Genomic DNA, 18,059 nt, shown 5'->3' with positions numbered 1-18,059 from the left:
CATTACCGTGCTGATAATGAAGGCGCTGGGCTATCAGTAATGCTCCGGTAACGGACGACCTGACCGGACTAATTTGCGCTGTAGATATGGAGACTGAATATTATCTACAGCCACTTAAGGAGACTGAAAATGGACTATATATTCTGGCTGACAGCACTGTTTACCGTGGCGGTTTTATGGGTGTTAATGACCGCAAACAGCATTGATTTTGGGAAAAGTGACAGCTTTGGCAATAAAACCCGACTGGGTAAGTGGCTGAAGCGTAATATGCGCCTGGACTACGTCAGGGCGGGTTGCTGGATGATGTTTATCCCGGGCTTTTTCAGAGTAATTGCCTCCGTTGCAAGGTATGTAAATCCAGACTTGAATTCAGTTTCTGACGCAATGAAAGAAGCAAGAATGATTCTGCAAACATTGCTAATGATCGGTGGCCTTTTTACACTCGTTGTGGCGTTTATGAGTGGCGGCATAGCCGAAGCGCGGCGTGGATCATAAAGTAACCGGACAAGTAAGGATGAGACATGCTGGAAATAATGGCTGTGCCAGAAGGCCAGACGGGGGTGAAACTGTTAGCCGCTGTTTCAGTTTTTGCGCTCATATATGGCCTGGCGGGCTTGTACAGTAATCTTGTCTGGTGCATGGAGAACCGCAGAGACAGAAAGAAAAAGCGCAGAGCCTGACATCGATAGCCCCGGAAGGGGCTTTTTTATACCTGCGACCTGGAGTTACGATTATGCCGGCATCGGGCATCGCCTGAAAAGCGGGCGGCCCTGCGGGCCGGGGACAACCGATGCTGACGCACCGGCTCTCTCCCTTCGCCTGCGCTTTCTCTGTCCGGGACGGTGTCTCACGGTCTTCTCTCTGCTTCCTGCTGCTCTCTGTTCTGCTGCTGTGCTGCAGCTGCTTCTCCGGTTTCCTGTCTCTGAAGGTCAAAGACATAAACAGCCTGATGGCCCCCTCCGGCTCCACGGCGTTGCCGGGTCGTCAGCCCCACTGCGCTAACCGGCTGTGCCGGTAAGCTCCGCCGGTTAGCGAAGCGTTCCGGGCCTGACGGCTAGGGTCTGATGGCAACCGCCAGGTCAACCCCTGCAGCCGGCTGGCGCCGACGCGTTCACTGGCCACAAAAAGCCGTGGCCGCTAAGGACGCCCGCGTTGCGGTCGGATGTATGCCTCTGCCGAAAGTGAAAAAGCAATAATTCTCAATGCTTCACACAAGTCATTAACACATTGCTGGCATCACGTTTATTCACAAAATGAAAGCAGGTCAGATCAGCCTTTTCGTATCGGTTACATGGAGGATTTAATAATCACTCCAAACTTTCAATCACTTCACCCCATTTCTCAGCGCTATTAAAACTTCCGCTCGAAATACAATTGTTGTGATAGTGAACCGCATATTTGATACGTAAATTCTTAATCATCTCAGCATGCGCAGTGCAGAAAACGACATAGGCGAGAGTAATTATGACCTGTTCAGAACCAGCACCGAGATGAGACACAGCTTTTTGGAACGAAGGTGCCACATCCTCAAGAAGATATGAGACACCAGAGTTCTTCTTTCCAACATATGATTTTTCTGATCGGCGCCCTTCATATTCCATTTTAAAGAGATAAAAGGGTAAATTATCTAATATACCTTTGGCAGAAATATTAAACGCAGCCGCGCGATCAAAAAACTCAATAACGAACCAATAGATATCTTGTTCATTCGGAACTTTCATTTCTAACTTTCGGGCTAGTTGTGAAACTAAATTCATTGTCTGTTCGTCAGTCTCAGGTAACTTTGTTGTAATCCCGCCAATTACAAACTTTATCTTTTTTTATACCAAACAATTTTCCTAAGCCCATGATGTAGAACCCCTTTATGAGAAGTTGCTCAACATAGCAGAACTCTTTATGAAACCCACCTGCCATAAATAGTAGTTATGTAGGCTTGCAGCTTATCGGCAAGCAGGTAAGGTCTGTCAATTAAGGCATTGGTTTGTATGATTTAATCTTACACATTTAACTTAAGCATCCATATCTTTCAGGAGGAAGAGCTCTTTACGTGACCGTGTCAAGTGCAATATTTATCGAAACAGGAGGGTGTTGCGTACAAAAAAAATGTCAGAGAGAATGGGGTATGAATAGATAGCGCTGTTAAGTGATACTTTGATGAATGAAATCAGTTCTGTCCAGGTTAATTTCCTTGGGAAACTTTTTAGAAAACCTTCAGTCAATGCGACTTCAGATACGTTGTGGTTGTCACTTCAGGGTAAAGAAGTGGCCCATTACTCTATCAGGTCAATGCGTGCGTTTGCGCATGTTGATGAATCGGTTCTTGGAAGTCAGTTGCGCTTCAGTTCTGATGGTACTGAGATTAAAACCGGGTTTTTGCAAAAAAAAGTAACAGCAAATTTTCTCGAGTTTATTAATCGATCTGTGTCAGAGCACATTCAGGATTATCTGAAGGCAAGCTTTTCTGAATTTGATGCTTTAGCGATCAACCATTACCCTCGAGACTCTTGGTCAGAGCAAATCGAAAGCCTGCTATCAGAGCTGCACAGGCACTACGTGTTGCAAGCTGATACCTGGAAGAAGTATTTACCCGCCTCGGTTATTGAGAGGATCGAGATGATGTTAAAATTCTTTCCACTGGATATGGCATCTCTGCGTGAACATCATGAAAGCTGCCAGCTCCGGAGTCGGGAAGCATTCTTTGATGTTGTAGAAGCTAATCCTCTCACAGTTGAGCAGCGACTGGGCGTCTTAAGGTCTAACGATCGTAATATGGTTTTGGCTGCTGCAGGCACGGGGAAAACCTCCGTCATGGTTGCTAAGGCTCTTGACCTGATCGACAGAAAACTCGCTGAACCTTCCGAAATTCTTGTTCTTGCTTATAACAAGGCTGCAGCAAATGAGCTGAAAGAACGTCTGGAAAGCAAAGCAATTAATGGAAGCGTAACTTTAGCCACTAAGCCCTATATTTCTACTTTTCATGCATTGGGCAGGCAGATACTCAGAGATGCAGGTATTTCCACACAGATAAGTGTGTTTGCAGAAGATAATTATAAGCTCAAGCAGTGGGTTACAAAATGGATTTATGAGTATATCAGCGCCGATCCTGCGCGCGTTTTTGATTTGATTGAGCTGACTACGCCTCCCGTAGATGCTCTGCAGTTCAGTACAAAATCGGAGTATGAGAAGCATCTACGCGATAACGAATTCAGAACGTTAGGTGGCGAAAAAGTGAGAGGTTACCAGGAACTTTTGCTGGCTAACTTCATGCACGTTAATAGAATTGAATATGAGTATGAATCATATTATGTAACGAAACGACGACTGGAAATTGGGTTTGATTACCGTCCTGATTTTCACATTAAAGATACCGATATATATATTGAACATTACGGAACTGACCGGGACGGAAAAACCCGGCCGGATATTGATGCCAGTAATTACGGTGAAATTATAGAGAAAAAGCGTGCACTTCATGCGGAGTGTGGAACTACGTTAATCGAAACATTTCATTATGAATGGCAGGAGAAAAAATTACTGTCGGCGTTTAAGGCCAGACTAGCCGCGGCAGGGGTCAGTTTCGACCCTATGAGTCCCCAAGAAATTTTTGAGAAATTGAATCAACAGCAGGAGTTAGGAAGCTGGGCTGAACTGATGACGAAAGCTCTCCAGTCAATCCGTGTCGAAAGATTAGATAAAAAAGGGATATTTGCGCGTTTTACCGCGGCAAAAATTTTTAATGCAGAGAAATATTCCAATTTACTGGATGAGTTGCACAGTGGCTACATTGATGAACTCAAACGTCAGAATGCTATTGATTTTGATGACATGATCATCCGTGCCATAGATGTCATTAACACTGGAGCATATGTTCCGCAATGGAAATATGTTCTGCTTGATGAGTTTCAGGATATTTCTGCGGCCCGAATGGAATTCATTCAGGGCATTTTAGCAAAAGGGCCCGCACCCTCCCTGACGATTGTCGGTGATGACTGGCAATCTATTTATCGGTTTTCAGGCGGTAAACTGGAGTTGACTACTCGCTTTGAGGATCTTGTTGGTCATTGCACGGTGACTAAACTTCAGAAAACTTTCAGGTATAACAATAGCATTGCCAAAACTGCCGGGACTTTCATTATGCAAAATCCCGAGCAGTATAAAAAGGAGATTGATACTCATCACAAGGTTGAGGAGCCTCAGGTTTATCTTCTTGATGATAAAATTGGTGTTCAGAGGAGTTTGTGCGACAAAGCGCTGGAGGTGGTTAAGAAAATAAGGCAGCACGAGCCCACCGCATCGATAGCTATTATTGCTCGCTATAATTACCTGTTAGCAGAAGCCAAACAATCTGTGTGGGGCGCTGAATTTAAGGAAAACGTATTTTTCTGGAGTTTTCATAAGTCGAAGGGACTGGAAGCAGACTATTGTATTTTGATTGGCTTTTCTCAGGGCAAGACAGGTTTTCCTAACGAAAACAGAGATGATGCTGTCATCGAAGCGCTGTTACCCTCTCTGGACACTTTCCCGCACTCTGAAGAGCGACGCCTCCTGTACGTGGGTATCACGCGTGCAAGGCACAAGTGCTACATCATTGCCGATCCCACTGCACCATCTGATTTTGTTACCGAGCTTCTTACACCTAAATACGATTTGCAAATCGCCTCTGATACCTTCAAAGAGCGGTATCGCAAAATGTTTAAGTGCCCTCACTGCGAACCAGGCTACCTTCGTTTGGTAAAGGGCAAGTTTGGAGATTTTTACAGTTGCAGTACTGGACTGGGTTGCACAGTAGGGAAGGCGAGGGTATGTGAAAAATGCACTGCTCCTTCATTCGACATGCGAAGTCACAGCCAATGCAATAATCCTGCATGTGATAACAAAATGAAAATCTGTGAAAAATGCGGCAGGCCAATGAAATTAAGGCAGGGTAAGTTTGGCGAGTTCTGGGGGTGCAGCGGCTACGGAATTAAAGGCGACCAATGTACTCATACGTCAAAATGAGACCTGATATGAGCACACGTATGAGATGTCATTTGATTGACTAATATCAGGGCCTCGGCAATACATGCAGGGGGAAAGCCAGACTCGCTACCACCGTGTTTGACTACAACTGAGGCAGGACGCTCTGGTCAGTTGACGACCTGAGGCCATATGCCCGTCAACTCAGCCTTTTCAAGCTCATGCCATCGGCAATCATCATTCATATTGTCAGGCTCCGGAAAATGCTCCTCAGCGTGAGGGGGAGCATTGGTGTGGGGATGAGATCTGATTGCCAGATCAGGGGCTTTTCCTGCGTTTAGCGTTTTCATTGTGCCTCTCTACTATTGCGTTAATGATCCGTAGCTAACAGCCGATACTCATTTCGCTGTGCGTGTTAAAGCCTGATGTGTGCTCATGCAAGATGATGCTATAGAAATTTTTTACCGATATGGATTTCAAACTTATGAAACGAGCAATTTTATTAACCCTGCTAGCTTTGCCTATTACAGACGTAGCTGCAGCCACTCAACTGATAGTATGTGAACCTGCCTCAAAAAATGACATGTCAGCCACTGGTATCTGGCCTGTTCCCTATCTGACGCAAAATAAACTCTGCTTCAATATGAAAGCTCAGACAGGGAATACGTGCGTAAAAAATGGACTGACAACCACATGGTTTACTGAGGCGGTCATCATCACTGTCGATGGAGAATCGATGGGTAGGGATGATACCTGGTTCAGAGTTGCCAGGCCGACTGTGAATGAAAGAGAAATTGAATACACCATTGAGGCGTCCAGAGATAAAAAACAATGGATCAGCATGTCCAGGGTCTCAATTAACCGCATCTCCGGTCAGGCGGTAGACTGGTTGATCCGTGAACACGGCGGTACGTCATATAATTGCCATCTTGAAGGGAAGAAGCTCTGACGGGATTGATGATTTAACGCTGATCACTCTATTCAGATTGCAGAGGTTGTGAGTAGCGCCGTCAGGTTGCACTGTTTTTAGATAACGTTATTACAGCGTTTTAGAAGCGATTTCTGAAGACTGTTCTTGCTGGTTAGCGGCGAAGCGCCGCTAACTTAATTACTTGACGATTACTGTGTTAATTGTCAGAGTCAGGTTCAAAGCTGTTTATAAACTGACCGATGCTGTTCTTATACAGTTTAAAGGTCATATTCAGCTTATCTCCGTCAGAAAACTCATAGGTTCCGTGGCAGGCCAGCTTGTTTATATCCCCCATGATTTTTTTTTGGTCATATACATCAATAACCGTTGGAGCATCTGAGTTACTCTTAATATCATTGTAAGTCTCGAGCAGCAGGCCTCTCATTTTCGCATCATTGCAGTCAACGTTTGAAAAGTCGCGGTCAGGATCGGCCGAGGCCGTGTTTGCAAATAGAGAAGTAAGTAATGATGTAGCAATGGCAATGTTAGCTATGCGAAATTTAATCATTTTATTTCCATATGATGATGTTTTCTGAAACGGTAAGCAGCTAAAGTCAGTATCTCAGTTGGATAAGGTTAAGGTTTTGCGTCAGGATACCGTGACGACCTTAAGAATAACCCTGCAACTGGATGGCGCCAGCGCGGTACAGGCCACCAGCTTGCAGGGCAATGCCTGTCTGAGTAAACCTGATTACTGGTTTCTGATGAAATCGGTTCTCGATACGGTCATCTGTGCCTGGCAGTCGACCATTTTTTTCACCTCGTAATCACTACCCTGCATTGAGACCTTGCCACACATCGCGTCTTTGGTTTTGATCCACTGTCGCTGAGAAGGCAGTAATTCCTTTTTCTTAACAGGCGTTAACGCTCCCCAGGCAGTATTGAGGTCGGAGTCAGCATTCGCAAATGCAATCCGGGACTGCGCAAGGCTGTCAGAGTTCTGCTGCTGAGGCTGCTGATTGGTAGGTTGTAGAGACTGCTGCTGGACCTGTTGCTGCGCTTTCTCTTGTGCCTGAAGCTGCGCCTGTCTCTGAATTTGCTGTTCAGCCTCATACTGCGCCTGTTTCTGGGCTTGCAGCTGAGCCTGCTGCTGGATCTCAATCTGACGCTGCTGGGCGTCTTTAGTCTGCTGAACTTTCTGCTGTTCAACGATAGGGTTGATGATGGAGAGAGCTGTTATCAGACTTGCGCCCGCGGAGACAGGGTTACCCATCTGGGCCTTAACGAACACGTTTTTCTGATCATCAGTTGCCTGCGCTGTATAGCTGATACGCTTAGAGAAAATGTTCGCGTTATTTTCTAGCGACAGGCCTTCAAGCTGCTTGTCCAGATTGCGGTTGAAGTTCGTGCGATACGCTTCAGTGAGCTGCGCATATTCATCTGCGGGAAGCGTCATAGAAACCGTGGCTTCACAGGTTTTCATAGTGCTGCCTGTGTCACTGGAAGTCGTAGAAATCTCAGAAAGCACAAGTTTAATTTTGTCGAGAGCACTTCTTTTCGTCTGACTGGTAACGTCCTGGTATTTGTCGACCTGTTCGGACAGACCTTCATAAGCCCCCTTTTTGATCAAATCCAGAAAAGCAGATTTGGTAATGTCAGAAGAGCAGCCAATCACTTCTTTATTGTTGTCACAACCAGAAAGAGCAACGGCAAGTAACAGAGCGGCGTATTTGAGTCTCATGAGTTCCCTTTAGAGTATTTATTCTGATTTTGACGGCGGCGGGGGAGCCGGTGATTAAGGTTTTTCTGCTGAGGATCTATACCCTGTGAAACTCACCTGCCTAAGCAATGCATATTATCGGCACTTACATTGAAAACTTTAAAATTACCTCCGCAGGTGCCTAATCGAGCACAGGCCAGTTCAGGCTTTTCAGAAACCCGGGAAGATTGTTGAATGGAATTGGCAGATAGCAAGTTTTTTTGCTGAACCGTACGTGTGAAAACTCGTCACAGTGGGAGGCAGACAGCGAGTGAACACTGTATCACGGCATGCACCACTTCAGCAGAGATGTTGCTGCGATGACGGCCAGGTTGAATCTCTAAGGACAGCGCCGGGGCCGATGAAAGATATACCCCATTCGCTAAGGCTTTCATATTTTGAGTCTTAACTGCATGCCAGCCATTCGTTCGTTATGAACAAAATTCTCTGCACAACATTCCATCCTGCCTGCACGCACTGTCTGAGCAGTGCATTACTTAACATCCCTTTTTTCTCCTCCCGTTGTTTAAGCCAATTCAGTCGTAAAAGCGCTGGTGGTCTTAATTCCTTACCTCGGGCTCGATACACACGTGGCTGTTGACAACTCATGGCCCCCATCGGCTCCCCGGCGTTGCCGGGTCGTCGAGCCCCACTCCGCTAACCGGCAGAGCCGGTAAGCTCCGCCGGACCGCGAAGCGTTCCGGGCCAGACGGCCAGGGTCTGATGGCGAACGGCCAGGTCAACCCCTGCAGCCGGCTGGCGCCGGCGCGTTCACTGGCCACATAAAGACGTGGCCGCTGAGGACGCCCGCGTTGCGGTCGGGTGTGTGCATGCTCATCTCCGGCGCGGTGGTCATGTTGCGGTACGTCCCACGCGGCGGGCGAATCCAGGCACCGTCATTCATCAGATACAAGGGTGAAGTGCACGCCTGCGGCGCCCTTGTATCTGCTGCCTGCCGTTGCTTCTCAGCCCTTTGCCGCGAGGAACTAACCGAAACATGAATTAACCACCTGACAGGAGAACCAGCATGCACACACAAAACGTCAACGTCGCCGCTTCAGAATCTTCCAAAACATGGGGTAACGGCCCGAAAATCTGCGTCAGTGCAAACGATCTGCGCATGCGCTGGCACACCACGGGCGAAGACGGAAAAAATGTCACGCCGCCAGAGGGGAAGCACTACCCGGCACGAAACGGCAGCTATGGTACGGATGTACTGCTGCTCGATGAAACGGATGTTGTAGCGCTGATGGCTGCCGGACATACCGCGCTGCCGCGTCTGGCATGTTCAGGCCCGGGCATGACAGCGCTGTACGACCTGGGCGAAAAGGCCGCCGGGCGTTACCTGATTGCCAGCCGTGGTCAGATTTTTTACCGCACGGATTCATGGCAGGAAGTGCGCCGGGAGTATGTCGGCCGGGCCGCAGAGGTGCGGAGGGAGGAGGTGCAGAAGTTTCTCGATAACTTTGACGCGGCGATGGCGGCAGGACTCGACCTCTACAAGGCAAGCGACGTCGCGCGCGGGATCATCACACTGGAAAGCGCCCTGAACCCGGCGACTGAAAATCAGGTAACTGCCGGTGCCGTTGATACCACCCTGAACGAGATCCCGTTCTGAAAACGTTGCGCGGCCTGTAAGGGCGGGCCGCTTTTTCGTCTCAAATGACTTAAGGAAAACTGAAATGAAAATGCAGAATGCACAGGCAGTGGTCATCGGTCAGGTTGTCAGCACAGTTCTTTACAATCGCGGCCGGGGTGTCGTGTTCGCCGTTCACGGTGAGCAAAATCTGGCATCAGTCGAGTCGCTTTCAGGGTGTGTGTCATACGGTGGTAATGCAACATTTGATATTGCGTTTGAGAGCGGCGGAATATCGCGTGGGCTGCCCGAAAGTATCCTGCACGGAAAACAGTGGAGCATATTTCCGGAAATAAAAAGTGGGGAAGAGACGGCGCGCATTGTGAAACACGCGGAGTTTGAAGAGCGCCGTAAGCAGCAGAAAGAAGAGGAGGCCGCGCGACTTTATGCATCTGAATGCGAGCGTTTAAAAACGGCTCCGGAATATGCCACGCTCACGCAGGATAAAAACGGGGCCGTGCAGGTTACATCCAACATTCGGAAAGAGCTGAAGGCAAAGTTTCCGGGCGTTAAATTCTCGGTGCGTAAGCGAAGCTATGACAGCGTAAGCGTTAACTGGGTGGGCGGGCCGACAGAGGAAGAAGTAAAAGCAGTAACGGATAAGTACAAGGACAGTTATTTTGATGGCATGCAGGATATGTCCGTTTCCTGTGCTTCTCCCTTTAACCGGATTTACGGAGGCGTGGGCTACGTTTTTACCGACAGGGATTATTCGGACGAAATGAAGCAAAAGGCGTTGGACATTATCGCTAAAAAATATGGCGGGAGTCTCGAAGGTGAGGAAATAACGCTGGCGCGTTTTAAAAACGGTGAGCTTCACCGGGTCGGGCGAGATTGTTTCTGGCACAGTCAGGGCTTGCAGGGTGAGATAAACAGAACGCTTGCAGAAATAAAATAACATCCACCGGGGAGCCTGAAGGCTCCTTTTTTTCGCCTGTTATCCGCCGCCGGTATTGAACCGGAGACGGATAAATATAAACCGGGGCGATGTACGGAACGGGCAGGGAGTAAGAAAAAGGAGCGATTTTTCCTGTTACCCGCTCCCGGCATTGAGTCGTAGCGGGTAAATCTGCGCGCTGGATTCGTTATAGCCTTTAAAATAATCCTGCGCAGAAGGATAAAGATGCATTGCGCGCTTCGTCAGTTTCAAAAATCCGTTTAGCCGTTGAATGCCTTTCGTGGGATCGTACCTGCCTTGATGGCCTTATAATGTCTGTCAATCAGCATCGCATAGTTATAGCGGTTCGTTACGGTCACAGGCTTGTTTTTCATTCCCGCATTGTACATTCCCACCGCCAGCCACGTTGTGCCGTACTGATTGAAGTTACGGCGCAGCAGCATCGCACCGATATAAATGTTCAGGCACGGATCGCTGAGCAGCTTTTCTTTACTGAGACCGGGATACTCTTTCTTTAGTCGTCGCATTGTTTCCGAATTAATTTGCATGAGGCCGTAATCACTGCTGCCGGGCTTACCGTCTTTCGTCCGGTTAGTATTAATGGCTCCCGGATTATAGCGGGACTCCTGCCAGGCGATAGCGCGCAGATAGTCCGGATCGATGGAATACCATTCGCCGGCTTTAATAAAACAGTCCGCATTCACGCTGGCGGATAAAATGCCTGACGCCAGCAGGGCGGCAGCGTGAGTAAATAAACGCATTGCGGCTCCTGATTTGAAAAGTTCGGAGGAGATGTCAGGCTCAATAATATCATAAGAGTCGGGTTTTTACACACCACTCGCAAATTTATTTTTGCTGATTTATGCATTTAATTTCAGTGATTTAGCTTTAAATCGTAGAATATTTACACAGATTAATGGTTGCCTAATGGTTGCTCTAAGAGGGCCTTAAAGCCTCCAGAAGGAGGCTGTAAGGCATAACTATGAAAATCAGCTAGATAGCACTAATAATATTTGAAAAAATGCCTTTTGGGGGCCTTGTGTTTTCTTAATGGTGGCTATAAGGTTGCCATGTGGCATCCAAAAAGAGCGCGCTATTTAAGCTGTGTAGGAGCCGAGGCAACTCATCCGATGAGATGGGTTTAATCTCTTAAAAAAAGTTAAGGCCAGAATTAATATGAATGACGATAACTCATCCAAGCGAAACCGGGTTTACCTTACCGTCCCATTCTCTTTACTTGAAAAGGTTGATGCGCACGTTGAAAAAATGCTTGAGGATGGAGAGTCTCGCGATACCGCTAACCGATCATCCTTTGTTATGGAGATGTTCAAACTCGGTTTAAGAGTGCATGAAAACAAAATCAACAAGGATGCTTCAGAAAAAACCCTTGATCAGAAGCTGGAGTTAATTGCCAAAAACGCGCTCATGAATGGGTTCATTATCGACGCCATTTTCGGCATCATTAAAGAAACGGTTGATACTTCTAAAGTCGTCAGGAACGAAATGCTTCTTGATCCAGACTGGCCTAAAGAGATGAAGGAAAGAGTTGCCGGTAAATTACTGGAGTACTTTAAATAATTAACGCCAGCCTGGTCTATCTGCGAATACATCAGGCTTCTTATTCAGGCATCACCCTGTCCATCCTTTTCATTGTCATCCTGCCTCAGTGCATCGGTCTCTCTTTTCAGCGCGTCACGAATATAACGGCGTAGCGTCAGTGCATTAATTCCGTATTGTGTGTAAACCTGCTTTCTTGTATGGCCGTCTCGTAAGACAGCATTAACTGCCTGATCGCGGTCACGTTTAGACAGCACGTTACGGTTATCATACTTGACGCGCTTTTCCTTAATGTCAGGAGAGTCTTTCTTTTTGCTCCATGCGCGTTTAACCGTTGCGACCGTCACACCAAGTATATCGGCGGTTTGCTGTAGGGTTTTACCCTGCACGCGCAATCGCACCGCATAATCTTTTAATTCTTCAGATATAACCCTGTAATCTTCATGCGTGCCAACGTACTTAATAAGCGTGTCGTTCGTGATGCTGTATTCAGTCAGAATATGCTTTCTGAGTACGCCCTGGCTCAACTTTACTTTTATCGCCTCAACATCTTCTGGTGTCAGTTTTCTCTCATGCTCCCGAGGGGTGATTTCCTTTCCGTCACGATCCGCTATTTTTTTAACGGCGTGATAGATGACTGCACGAGATACTCCGCAGGTCTGCTCAATTTCTTCTATCGTCATTTTTGGCTCGGCATGATACATGCGTGCAATCAGTTCCCACTGCTTCCACCGGTAATCCATTGCAGAGCTTCCCTTGCGCTTTTTTATCAGCTTGTAGACGTAAGATTCAGAACAGTTCTGTTCTTCACATATATCCCTGACGCGCCAGCCCAGCATCACACGCTCCATCACTTTATCTGCATCGGGTCCGTATTTTTCTTCCGACACATGTTTTGGTTGATTTACTTTTTTAGAGGATGTTGCGGATTTTTTACCGACCGGGGCGGTTTTTATTTTGGAATGAGTTATTTCCCCGGGCTCAGTAAATATTGCCTTTTCAAGGCTGTTCTTTATTTTTCTGGCGTGCCACAGGTTTACGCCGGGACGGGGAAGGGGGGCTAAGAAATCCGCATTAACCATTATCCATGCAGCCGGGTCGGCTACGTCTGAATATTGTCTCAACTGTGTGAGTGACCGTTCGGCCGCCGCCTGCAACTGTCTGGCCGGGACGCGATTTTTAATAAAGGCGAGCAGTGGAATGGTTACGAGCTGGCAGGCATAAAAGCGGGTTTCTCTGAAGCTAACCTCAAACCAGCCAGGGTCACGCATGTAATGAAGGAGGGCATCGTTAAGCAGATCAGATAAGACGGCCTCATGCTTTGTCCTAAAAACCTCGGCTCCAAAGCCCGCCGGATCGGCGACAAGAACAACCAAATCGGCAGAGTCAGCCATGATTTTTCTTTTCCAGTCAGTCAGTTAGAGAGACAAGCGAAAATGCTCACCATAACGATAAATGAAATTGATCAGTAAGATCAATAACTTATATTGAAGTGTGCGATCCAGAAGCGTAAAAAAACGTCAGCCAGTAAGGAAAACGTAAGTTTCTGTTGCCAGACCACAATTATGTAAAGGAGGCGTTACCAGTAAGCTCGAAATTTGACTTAAGACCATACAGGCAGTGTAAAACGATAGTTCAACCAATTAACCATTATATCCCTAACTGAGGAAATTTCCTATGAAGGGCACTCTCTCTTCGTGTGTAAATTACTGCCGCAAGGCAGGGGCGGTAGCGTGGAACAAAGCAAACAAACCTGCTCTGTTCACTGGAATGGCGATCCTTGCTGCTGCTGCTATGCCAGCCCACGCGGAAGACCTTTTCGCAAACGGGAAAACTACGATTAACGATACCTTCGGATCTGGAAGTACAGTTGTATGGATTCTGTATATTCTCGAAATTATCGCTGCCGTGTTTACCTATGTGAAAACCAAGAACCTGGCCATGTTTGGCGGCATCGCAGCGGTCATGGTGTTTATCAACGTTGCCTTCGGCATCATCCCGTCTTAACGCGCGCTAATGGATAAACGTGACCGGTATACCTTTGCGGCTACGTTTTCCGAGCAAAAGCGGTTCGTGGGGCTGCCACCTGATGAGTTCTGCCTGTACGTGCCACTGGCACTGCTGGCTATCTTCCTCAACATGTGGATTTTCGGCCCCACGCTCTTAGCCGCCGTGGTTGGAATTCGTCATCTCAAGAAAGGCCGCGGTTCTCAGTATCTTCTCAACCTGGCGTACTGGTGCCTGCCTACATCAGTGATGCGCTTCTTTATCAGCATCCTGCCTGACAGCTACAAACGGCACTGGGTCGCCTGACCCCCCTCCGGAGACAACATGGAATTAAAGCTGCGTTCGGCGGGAAACCGCAATATGGCCGTGGCTATTCTGGTGCTGCTCGTTATCACAATCCTCGCGCTGGCGCTCAGCTGGCGCATTTATGGCGATAACCGGGCGCTGATGAATCAGCTCGTTAATAACCGACAGACCATTGTTATTCCCTACGGCGCGGATACGCCGTTCAGTTTTACCGGCGAGCGCGGCGACGCCCGCTACCTGCGCCTGATGGCGCTGGCGTGGATGAACCTGCGCCTCAACATTTCCGACAGCAACGCAGACGCCAGCCATGAAATGCTGCTGGCAGGTGCCTGCGATGGTGCAGAGAAGTCCCTGAAGGGCGTGCTGGCAGATGAAGCCTCACGCGTGAAGGGAAACAGCGGCGGCTCGGTGTTCTATCCGAAAGACGTCAGCGTCTGGCCGGATAAGGGCATCGTCGATGTGTCAGGCGATCTGCAACTGAGCTACGGACTGCACGACGCGAGCCCGGTAAAGAAGCATTACCGCCTGCGCACCGATACACGAAACAACCGTCTCTGCTGGAGCGCTTTCCTGGAGGTTCCCGATGCGTAAATCCCTGCTAATCAGCGCCGTGGCGCTACTGACCGCCTTTGGTGCCCGCGCGGAGCAGCTGACGCTGAGCCCCGGCGCGCGCGTCAACGCGGCGGTGAGTAATACCAACCCCAATTATCTGCGCGTGAATGACGACCGCATTCTCAGCGTGCAGGCTGCGCAGGGGGTGCTGAGCGCCAAATCCCCGACGCCGGAAGGCGCGATTGTGTTTTCCACCCTGACCGACAAGCCGTTCACCATGTTCGTACAGACCGCGTCAGGCTTTGCCTTCTCGGTACAGGCGACCCCGGGAAGGCGCGCGGGCCTGAGCCTGACGGTAGACAACCGCGAGGTGCAGGGCACGGAGGAGGCGAGGCAGTACGAGCAGAAGCAGGACACCTACAGCGCGCTTATCAGCAGCCTGGTCGGGCGTTTCATCACCAACCGCAAGCCTGCGGGCTACGTGCTGAGTAAAAACACCGATGTCCCGGTTAGCGAGTCGGTAAAAAGCGCGTTTGCGCTGCGCCCGGTGACGGCATGGCAGGGTGACCGGGTGCGCATCGTGCGCACGGACATTACCAGCCTTTCCTCGCAGCGCATCCGCCTGAGCGAGCGCTACTTCTGGAGCCCGGGCGTGATGGCTGTGGCGTTTCATCCGCAGCTCGACGTGCTGGAGCCAGGTGCAAAAGTGTCGGTAATAACCGTGTTCCGCACCCGAGGAGGCCCGGATGAACCTTAACAGCCTGGTCCGCAGCAAACAGCGCCGGTTGTTTGCCATCATCCTGGCCGCCGCTGCCGTCATCATCGGCGGTCTGTACCTTGCCAACCGGGGCGTGTCCGGACATTCAGTAAAAAAAGCTGACAAGCCCGACAGTGCTGCTGCCGAACCGGACCTGACCGGGGGCGGGGTGGTGAACACGTTTGACGGCTCGGGACAGGGCTCGCTGCTGGTGAGCGCGCAGAACCGGGAGAAGGAAGCGCGGGAGCAGCTCGCCTCGATGCAGAAAGACTTCAAGTCGCTGAAAGACCAGATGTCGGATGTGATGAACAATAACAAGTCCCTGCAGCAGAACGTCTCCGACCTGATGGAACAGCTGAAAAATCAGCAGGACAAGCCGAAGGCCGCTCCAGGCGGTCAGCAGGGCGCAGGCTATACGCCGCCGCGCGCGGAATACACCTTTGCGCCCGCGCCGGTGCAGAAGGGCCAGATTGATAACCAGACGTTTGACTACTCGCAGTTTGAGCACAAAGCGAAGGACACCTCTTTCTGGGTGCCGACCGGTACGTTCTCCGACGCCATCGTAATTGAAGGCGCCGATGCCAACGCCTCGGTGCGCGGGGAGAACAACCTGGTGCCGATGCAGTTCAAGCTCAAGGGCAAAGCGCACCTGCCAGGCAACAACAAATTCGACCGGTTCGATAACTGCTTCGTGACGGCTGCAGCCTACGGGGACATTTCCAGCGAGCGGGCCATCGTTCAGCTGCAGCGCCTCTCCTGCATCATCGACGGCAAGCACATCGATCAGGCTGTGAAGGGCCACGTCGCTTTTTACGGCAAAAACGGTATCAAGGGCGTGCCGGTGATGCGCAACGGCAAAATCCTCGGGCTGGCCTTTACCTCTGGTGCGCTGGGCGGGCTGGGACAGAGCGCCTCGCAGGTTGGCCAGACGGTGCCCGGCATTGGCGCAACCAGCACGTTGAGCGGCGGAGACGTGGCGCGTGGCGCCATCGGCGGCGGCGTGGGCAAGGCGGCGGACAGGCTGGCCGACTACTATATCGAGCGCGCCGAGCAGTATCACCCGATTATCCCGATCGGCGCGGCGAACCGCGTGGAAGTGGTGTTTATCGAAGGCTTTCGCGCGAAGTTTATTGAGGATGAAGAGGCCGCGAAGCTCGCGAAAGAGCAGCAGCGCTCGGGCGGACAGCAGCAGGACACGCAGACGCGGGAGCAGGGCAACAGCGGCCTGCCGCCGGATCTGGTGGGCAAGCTCGGTGACGCCACCCGCCTCAACATGAATGACTTTGTGACCCCGACCAGTGGCGGGCAGGCGAGGGGTACGACCCCGCAGGACGTGGCGCAATGACGGCTGAAAAAATCCGGCTTCGTCACGCAGAGCACTGCGGCTGGATGGTTTTTACCGAACGGACGGTGAACTGCTTCGGGCGTGAGGCCGACGCGCGCATCCCGGGCCTGCAGGCGCTGGGGTTTGGCGTAAAGAAGCTCTACTGCAAGCCCGGCCTCATCCCGGACGACGGCTACGTCGCCCTGTTCGGGGAAACGCTGCGGCGACTGCTGGAGGTCGCCCCCGGCGATGCCTTTGCCATGAGCATGCTGTCCCGGCTCGGGACCAGCGGCAAAAACGGCGACCTCTTTATCGACTTTACCGAAATCGACGCGCTGTCATCCGGTAGCGTCGGCGGAGAACACCATGAATAACCCGACAGATGTAAGCCATACCCAGCCTGCTGATGACCAGCCTCTTTCTGGTCACTTTCTGACAACGGGCGAAACCGGCGCGGGAAAAACCGCGCTGGCCATGACCCTTATGAAAGACCTTCTCAACCAACACGCAGACGGAGAGCACCATGACTAAAGCTCACTCTTTTATCATCAGCGCGCTGGCCGTAATGCTGAGCGGCTGCGCAGGCATGAACAGCGACTTTGAGTTCGACAAGCCGGCTAAGGACTCCGGGGTCTGGATGTCGCAGGCCGACGATATGTCCGCCGGTAGCAGCGGCAACGCGCCAGCGGCTATCGCGCCGAACGGCTTCACCGGCGCGGGCATTCGCCTGGACGACTACCGCCTGATTGATACCGGCACCATCCGCCTGGACCCGCAGACGGAGACGCAGGCGGGGCGCAGCGGCCTGAACGACGGTATCCCGGTGCGCGTGGCGTCATCCAGCGACGTCCGCCCGTTCACCCGCGAAAACGGCGTCCTGCGCACTGACGCCCGGCAGACGGCGTACTGCAGCGCGGCGCACTGCTTCCCGGAGCCGGCCGCCGCGTTCCGCCGCCCTGACGGCGTGGCGCGCATCTGGATTGCGCCGTATGTCTCCCCCGACAACAACGTCCACATGGGTGAGGTCATCTACAGCGTCTCCAGTCGCAGTGACTGGAGCGGCATTTTGATGTGAGGTCAGCATGAAATTTCTGAAAGGCTTCCGCTTTGACCCGCTGAACGTGGTGGAGACGGTGGCGGGCATTCTGGGGGAGCGCGACACCACGAATGAAACGCGCCAGAAGCTGCAGGACATGGACTACCCCCATATCCGCGACCTGCTGCCTTACCGGGACTATGACAGCGAGAGTCAGATCTGGGTGAACAAGGAGTCAGTGGGCTTCGTGATTGAGTCGCAGCCGCTGATTGGCGCCAACGAGAAGCTGGCCGAAAGCCTGGAGTACCTGCTGCGCGACGTGACCCCCCGCGACGTCCCGCTGCAGGTGATGCTGGTCTCT

Annotated in this window: 20 protein-coding genes; 15 read left to right on the top strand and 5 right to left on the bottom strand. The window is 50.8% G+C overall.

Going from position 1 to position 18,059, the window contains the following annotated elements; all coding sequences use genetic code 11:
- Positions 1–129 precede the first annotated feature (129 nt).
- A complete protein-coding gene (locus BBB56_RS22465; protein ID WP_123803117.1) occupies positions 130–495 on the top strand; it encodes a hypothetical protein in 366 nt (121 codons plus the stop codon).
- Between the two features lie 812 nt (positions 496–1,307).
- Here the strand turns inward: BBB56_RS22465 and BBB56_RS22460 are convergent.
- On the bottom strand, positions 1,308–1,757 hold the full coding sequence (locus BBB56_RS22460) for a hypothetical protein (RefSeq protein ID WP_233593092.1): 450 nt from the start codon (positions 1,755–1,757) through the stop codon (positions 1,308–1,310).
- A 397-nt stretch (positions 1,758–2,154) separates the two neighbouring features.
- Between BBB56_RS22460 and BBB56_RS22455 the strand changes: the two genes are divergently transcribed.
- Both BBB56_RS22455 and BBB56_RS22450 read left to right on the top strand, forming a co-directional pair.
- Positions 2,155–4,998 (top strand): UvrD-helicase domain-containing protein, encoded by a 2,844-nt coding sequence (locus tag BBB56_RS22455; protein WP_123803116.1) that lies wholly within the window; start codon positions 2,155–2,157, stop codon positions 4,996–4,998.
- Positions 4,999–5,440: 442 nt separating this feature from the next.
- Positions 5,441–5,905, top strand: coding sequence for a hypothetical protein (locus BBB56_RS22450; RefSeq protein ID WP_123803115.1), 465 nt, complete (start codon positions 5,441–5,443; stop codon positions 5,903–5,905).
- Positions 5,906–6,083: 178 nt separating this feature from the next.
- Here the strand turns inward: BBB56_RS22450 and BBB56_RS22445 are convergent, their stop codons facing one another.
- Together BBB56_RS22445 and BBB56_RS22440 are read right to left on the bottom strand one after the other, a co-directional pair.
- Positions 6,084–6,434 (bottom strand): hypothetical protein, encoded by a 351-nt coding sequence (locus BBB56_RS22445; RefSeq protein ID WP_123803114.1) that lies wholly within the window; start codon positions 6,432–6,434, stop codon positions 6,084–6,086.
- A gap of 183 nt (positions 6,435–6,617) precedes the next feature.
- The gene (locus BBB56_RS22440) at positions 6,618–7,607 is read right to left on the bottom strand and encodes a lysozyme inhibitor LprI family protein (RefSeq protein WP_123803113.1); all 990 of its coding nucleotides are present in this window, start codon (positions 7,605–7,607) and stop codon (positions 6,618–6,620) included.
- 1,045 nt (positions 7,608–8,652) lie between these two features.
- Between BBB56_RS22440 and BBB56_RS22435 the strand changes: the two genes are divergently transcribed.
- Positions 8,653–9,243: a hypothetical protein gene (locus tag BBB56_RS22435; RefSeq protein ID WP_123803112.1), complete on the top strand. Its 591-nt coding sequence runs from the start codon at positions 8,653–8,655 to the stop codon at positions 9,241–9,243.
- 64 nt (positions 9,244–9,307) lie between these two features.
- On the top strand, positions 9,308–10,159 hold the full coding sequence (locus tag BBB56_RS22430) for an LPD29 domain-containing protein (RefSeq protein WP_123803111.1): 852 nt from the start codon (positions 9,308–9,310) through the stop codon (positions 10,157–10,159).
- A gap of 260 nt (positions 10,160–10,419) precedes the next feature.
- Here BBB56_RS22430 and BBB56_RS22425 read toward each other — a convergent pair whose 3' ends face one another.
- Positions 10,420–10,920: a lytic transglycosylase domain-containing protein gene (locus BBB56_RS22425; protein WP_123803110.1), complete on the bottom strand. Its 501-nt coding sequence runs from the start codon at positions 10,918–10,920 to the stop codon at positions 10,420–10,422.
- A 415-nt stretch (positions 10,921–11,335) separates the two neighbouring features.
- Here BBB56_RS22425 and BBB56_RS22420 point away from each other — a divergent pair, with 415 nt between their 5' ends.
- Positions 11,336–11,737, top strand: coding sequence for a relaxosome protein TraM (locus BBB56_RS22420; protein WP_123803109.1), 402 nt, complete (start codon positions 11,336–11,338; stop codon positions 11,735–11,737).
- Positions 11,738–11,781: 44 nt separating this feature from the next.
- Here BBB56_RS22420 and BBB56_RS22415 read toward each other — a convergent pair whose 3' ends face one another.
- Positions 11,782–13,110 (bottom strand): helix-turn-helix domain-containing protein, encoded by a 1,329-nt coding sequence (locus BBB56_RS22415; protein WP_123803108.1) that lies wholly within the window; start codon positions 13,108–13,110, stop codon positions 11,782–11,784.
- 283 nt (positions 13,111–13,393) lie between these two features.
- Between BBB56_RS22415 and BBB56_RS22410 the strand changes: the two genes are divergently transcribed.
- From BBB56_RS22410 to BBB56_RS22375, 9 genes are all read left to right on the top strand, one after another.
- Positions 13,394–13,723, top strand: coding sequence for a type IV conjugative transfer system pilin TraA (locus BBB56_RS22410; protein WP_052259267.1), 330 nt, complete (start codon positions 13,394–13,396; stop codon positions 13,721–13,723).
- Between the two features lie 9 nt (positions 13,724–13,732).
- Positions 13,733–14,029: a type IV conjugative transfer system protein TraL gene (gene traL / locus BBB56_RS22405; RefSeq protein ID WP_039390254.1), complete on the top strand. Its 297-nt coding sequence runs from the start codon at positions 13,733–13,735 to the stop codon at positions 14,027–14,029.
- Between the two features lie 18 nt (positions 14,030–14,047).
- Positions 14,048–14,620: a TraE/TraK family type IV conjugative transfer system protein gene (locus tag BBB56_RS22400; RefSeq protein ID WP_048786170.1), complete on the top strand. Its 573-nt coding sequence runs from the start codon at positions 14,048–14,050 to the stop codon at positions 14,618–14,620.
- Positions 14,613–15,338, top strand: a complete 726-nt coding sequence (locus tag BBB56_RS22395; protein ID WP_123803107.1) for a TraK domain-containing protein — start codon at positions 14,613–14,615, stop codon at positions 15,336–15,338. The genes BBB56_RS22400 and BBB56_RS22395 overlap by 8 nt, the downstream gene beginning before the upstream one ends.
- Positions 15,328–16,683 carry a TrbI/VirB10 family protein gene (locus BBB56_RS22390; protein ID WP_123803106.1) on the top strand — a complete coding sequence of 452 codons (1,356 nt, stop codon included), beginning with the start codon at positions 15,328–15,330 and terminating at the stop codon, positions 16,681–16,683. The genes BBB56_RS22395 and BBB56_RS22390 overlap by 11 nt, the downstream gene beginning before the upstream one ends.
- Positions 16,680–17,036: a hypothetical protein gene (locus tag BBB56_RS22385; protein ID WP_123803105.1), complete on the top strand. Its 357-nt coding sequence runs from the start codon at positions 16,680–16,682 to the stop codon at positions 17,034–17,036. Before BBB56_RS22390 ends, BBB56_RS22385 begins: the two co-directional genes overlap by 4 nt.
- Entirely contained in the window at positions 17,029–17,193 is a 165-nt protein-coding gene (locus BBB56_RS23560; RefSeq protein WP_158673959.1) for a hypothetical protein, read from the top strand. The genes BBB56_RS22385 and BBB56_RS23560 overlap by 8 nt, the downstream gene beginning before the upstream one ends.
- Positions 17,186–17,737, top strand: coding sequence for a type IV conjugative transfer system lipoprotein TraV (gene traV, locus BBB56_RS22380; protein WP_123803104.1), 552 nt, complete (start codon positions 17,186–17,188; stop codon positions 17,735–17,737). The genes BBB56_RS23560 and traV overlap by 8 nt, the downstream gene beginning before the upstream one ends.
- 7 nt (positions 17,738–17,744) lie before the next feature.
- A partial coding sequence (locus tag BBB56_RS22375) for a TraC family protein (protein ID WP_158673958.1) occupies positions 17,745–18,059 on the top strand: 315 nt, incomplete at its 3' end.

Origin of the sequence: Candidatus Pantoea deserta (assembly GCF_003813865.1) — a bacterium.
Classification (GTDB): domain Bacteria; phylum Pseudomonadota; class Gammaproteobacteria; order Enterobacterales; family Enterobacteriaceae; genus Pantoea; species Pantoea deserta.
Note: the sequence above shows the minus strand (reverse complement) of the source record. Positions and strands in the feature narration are given on the sequence as shown.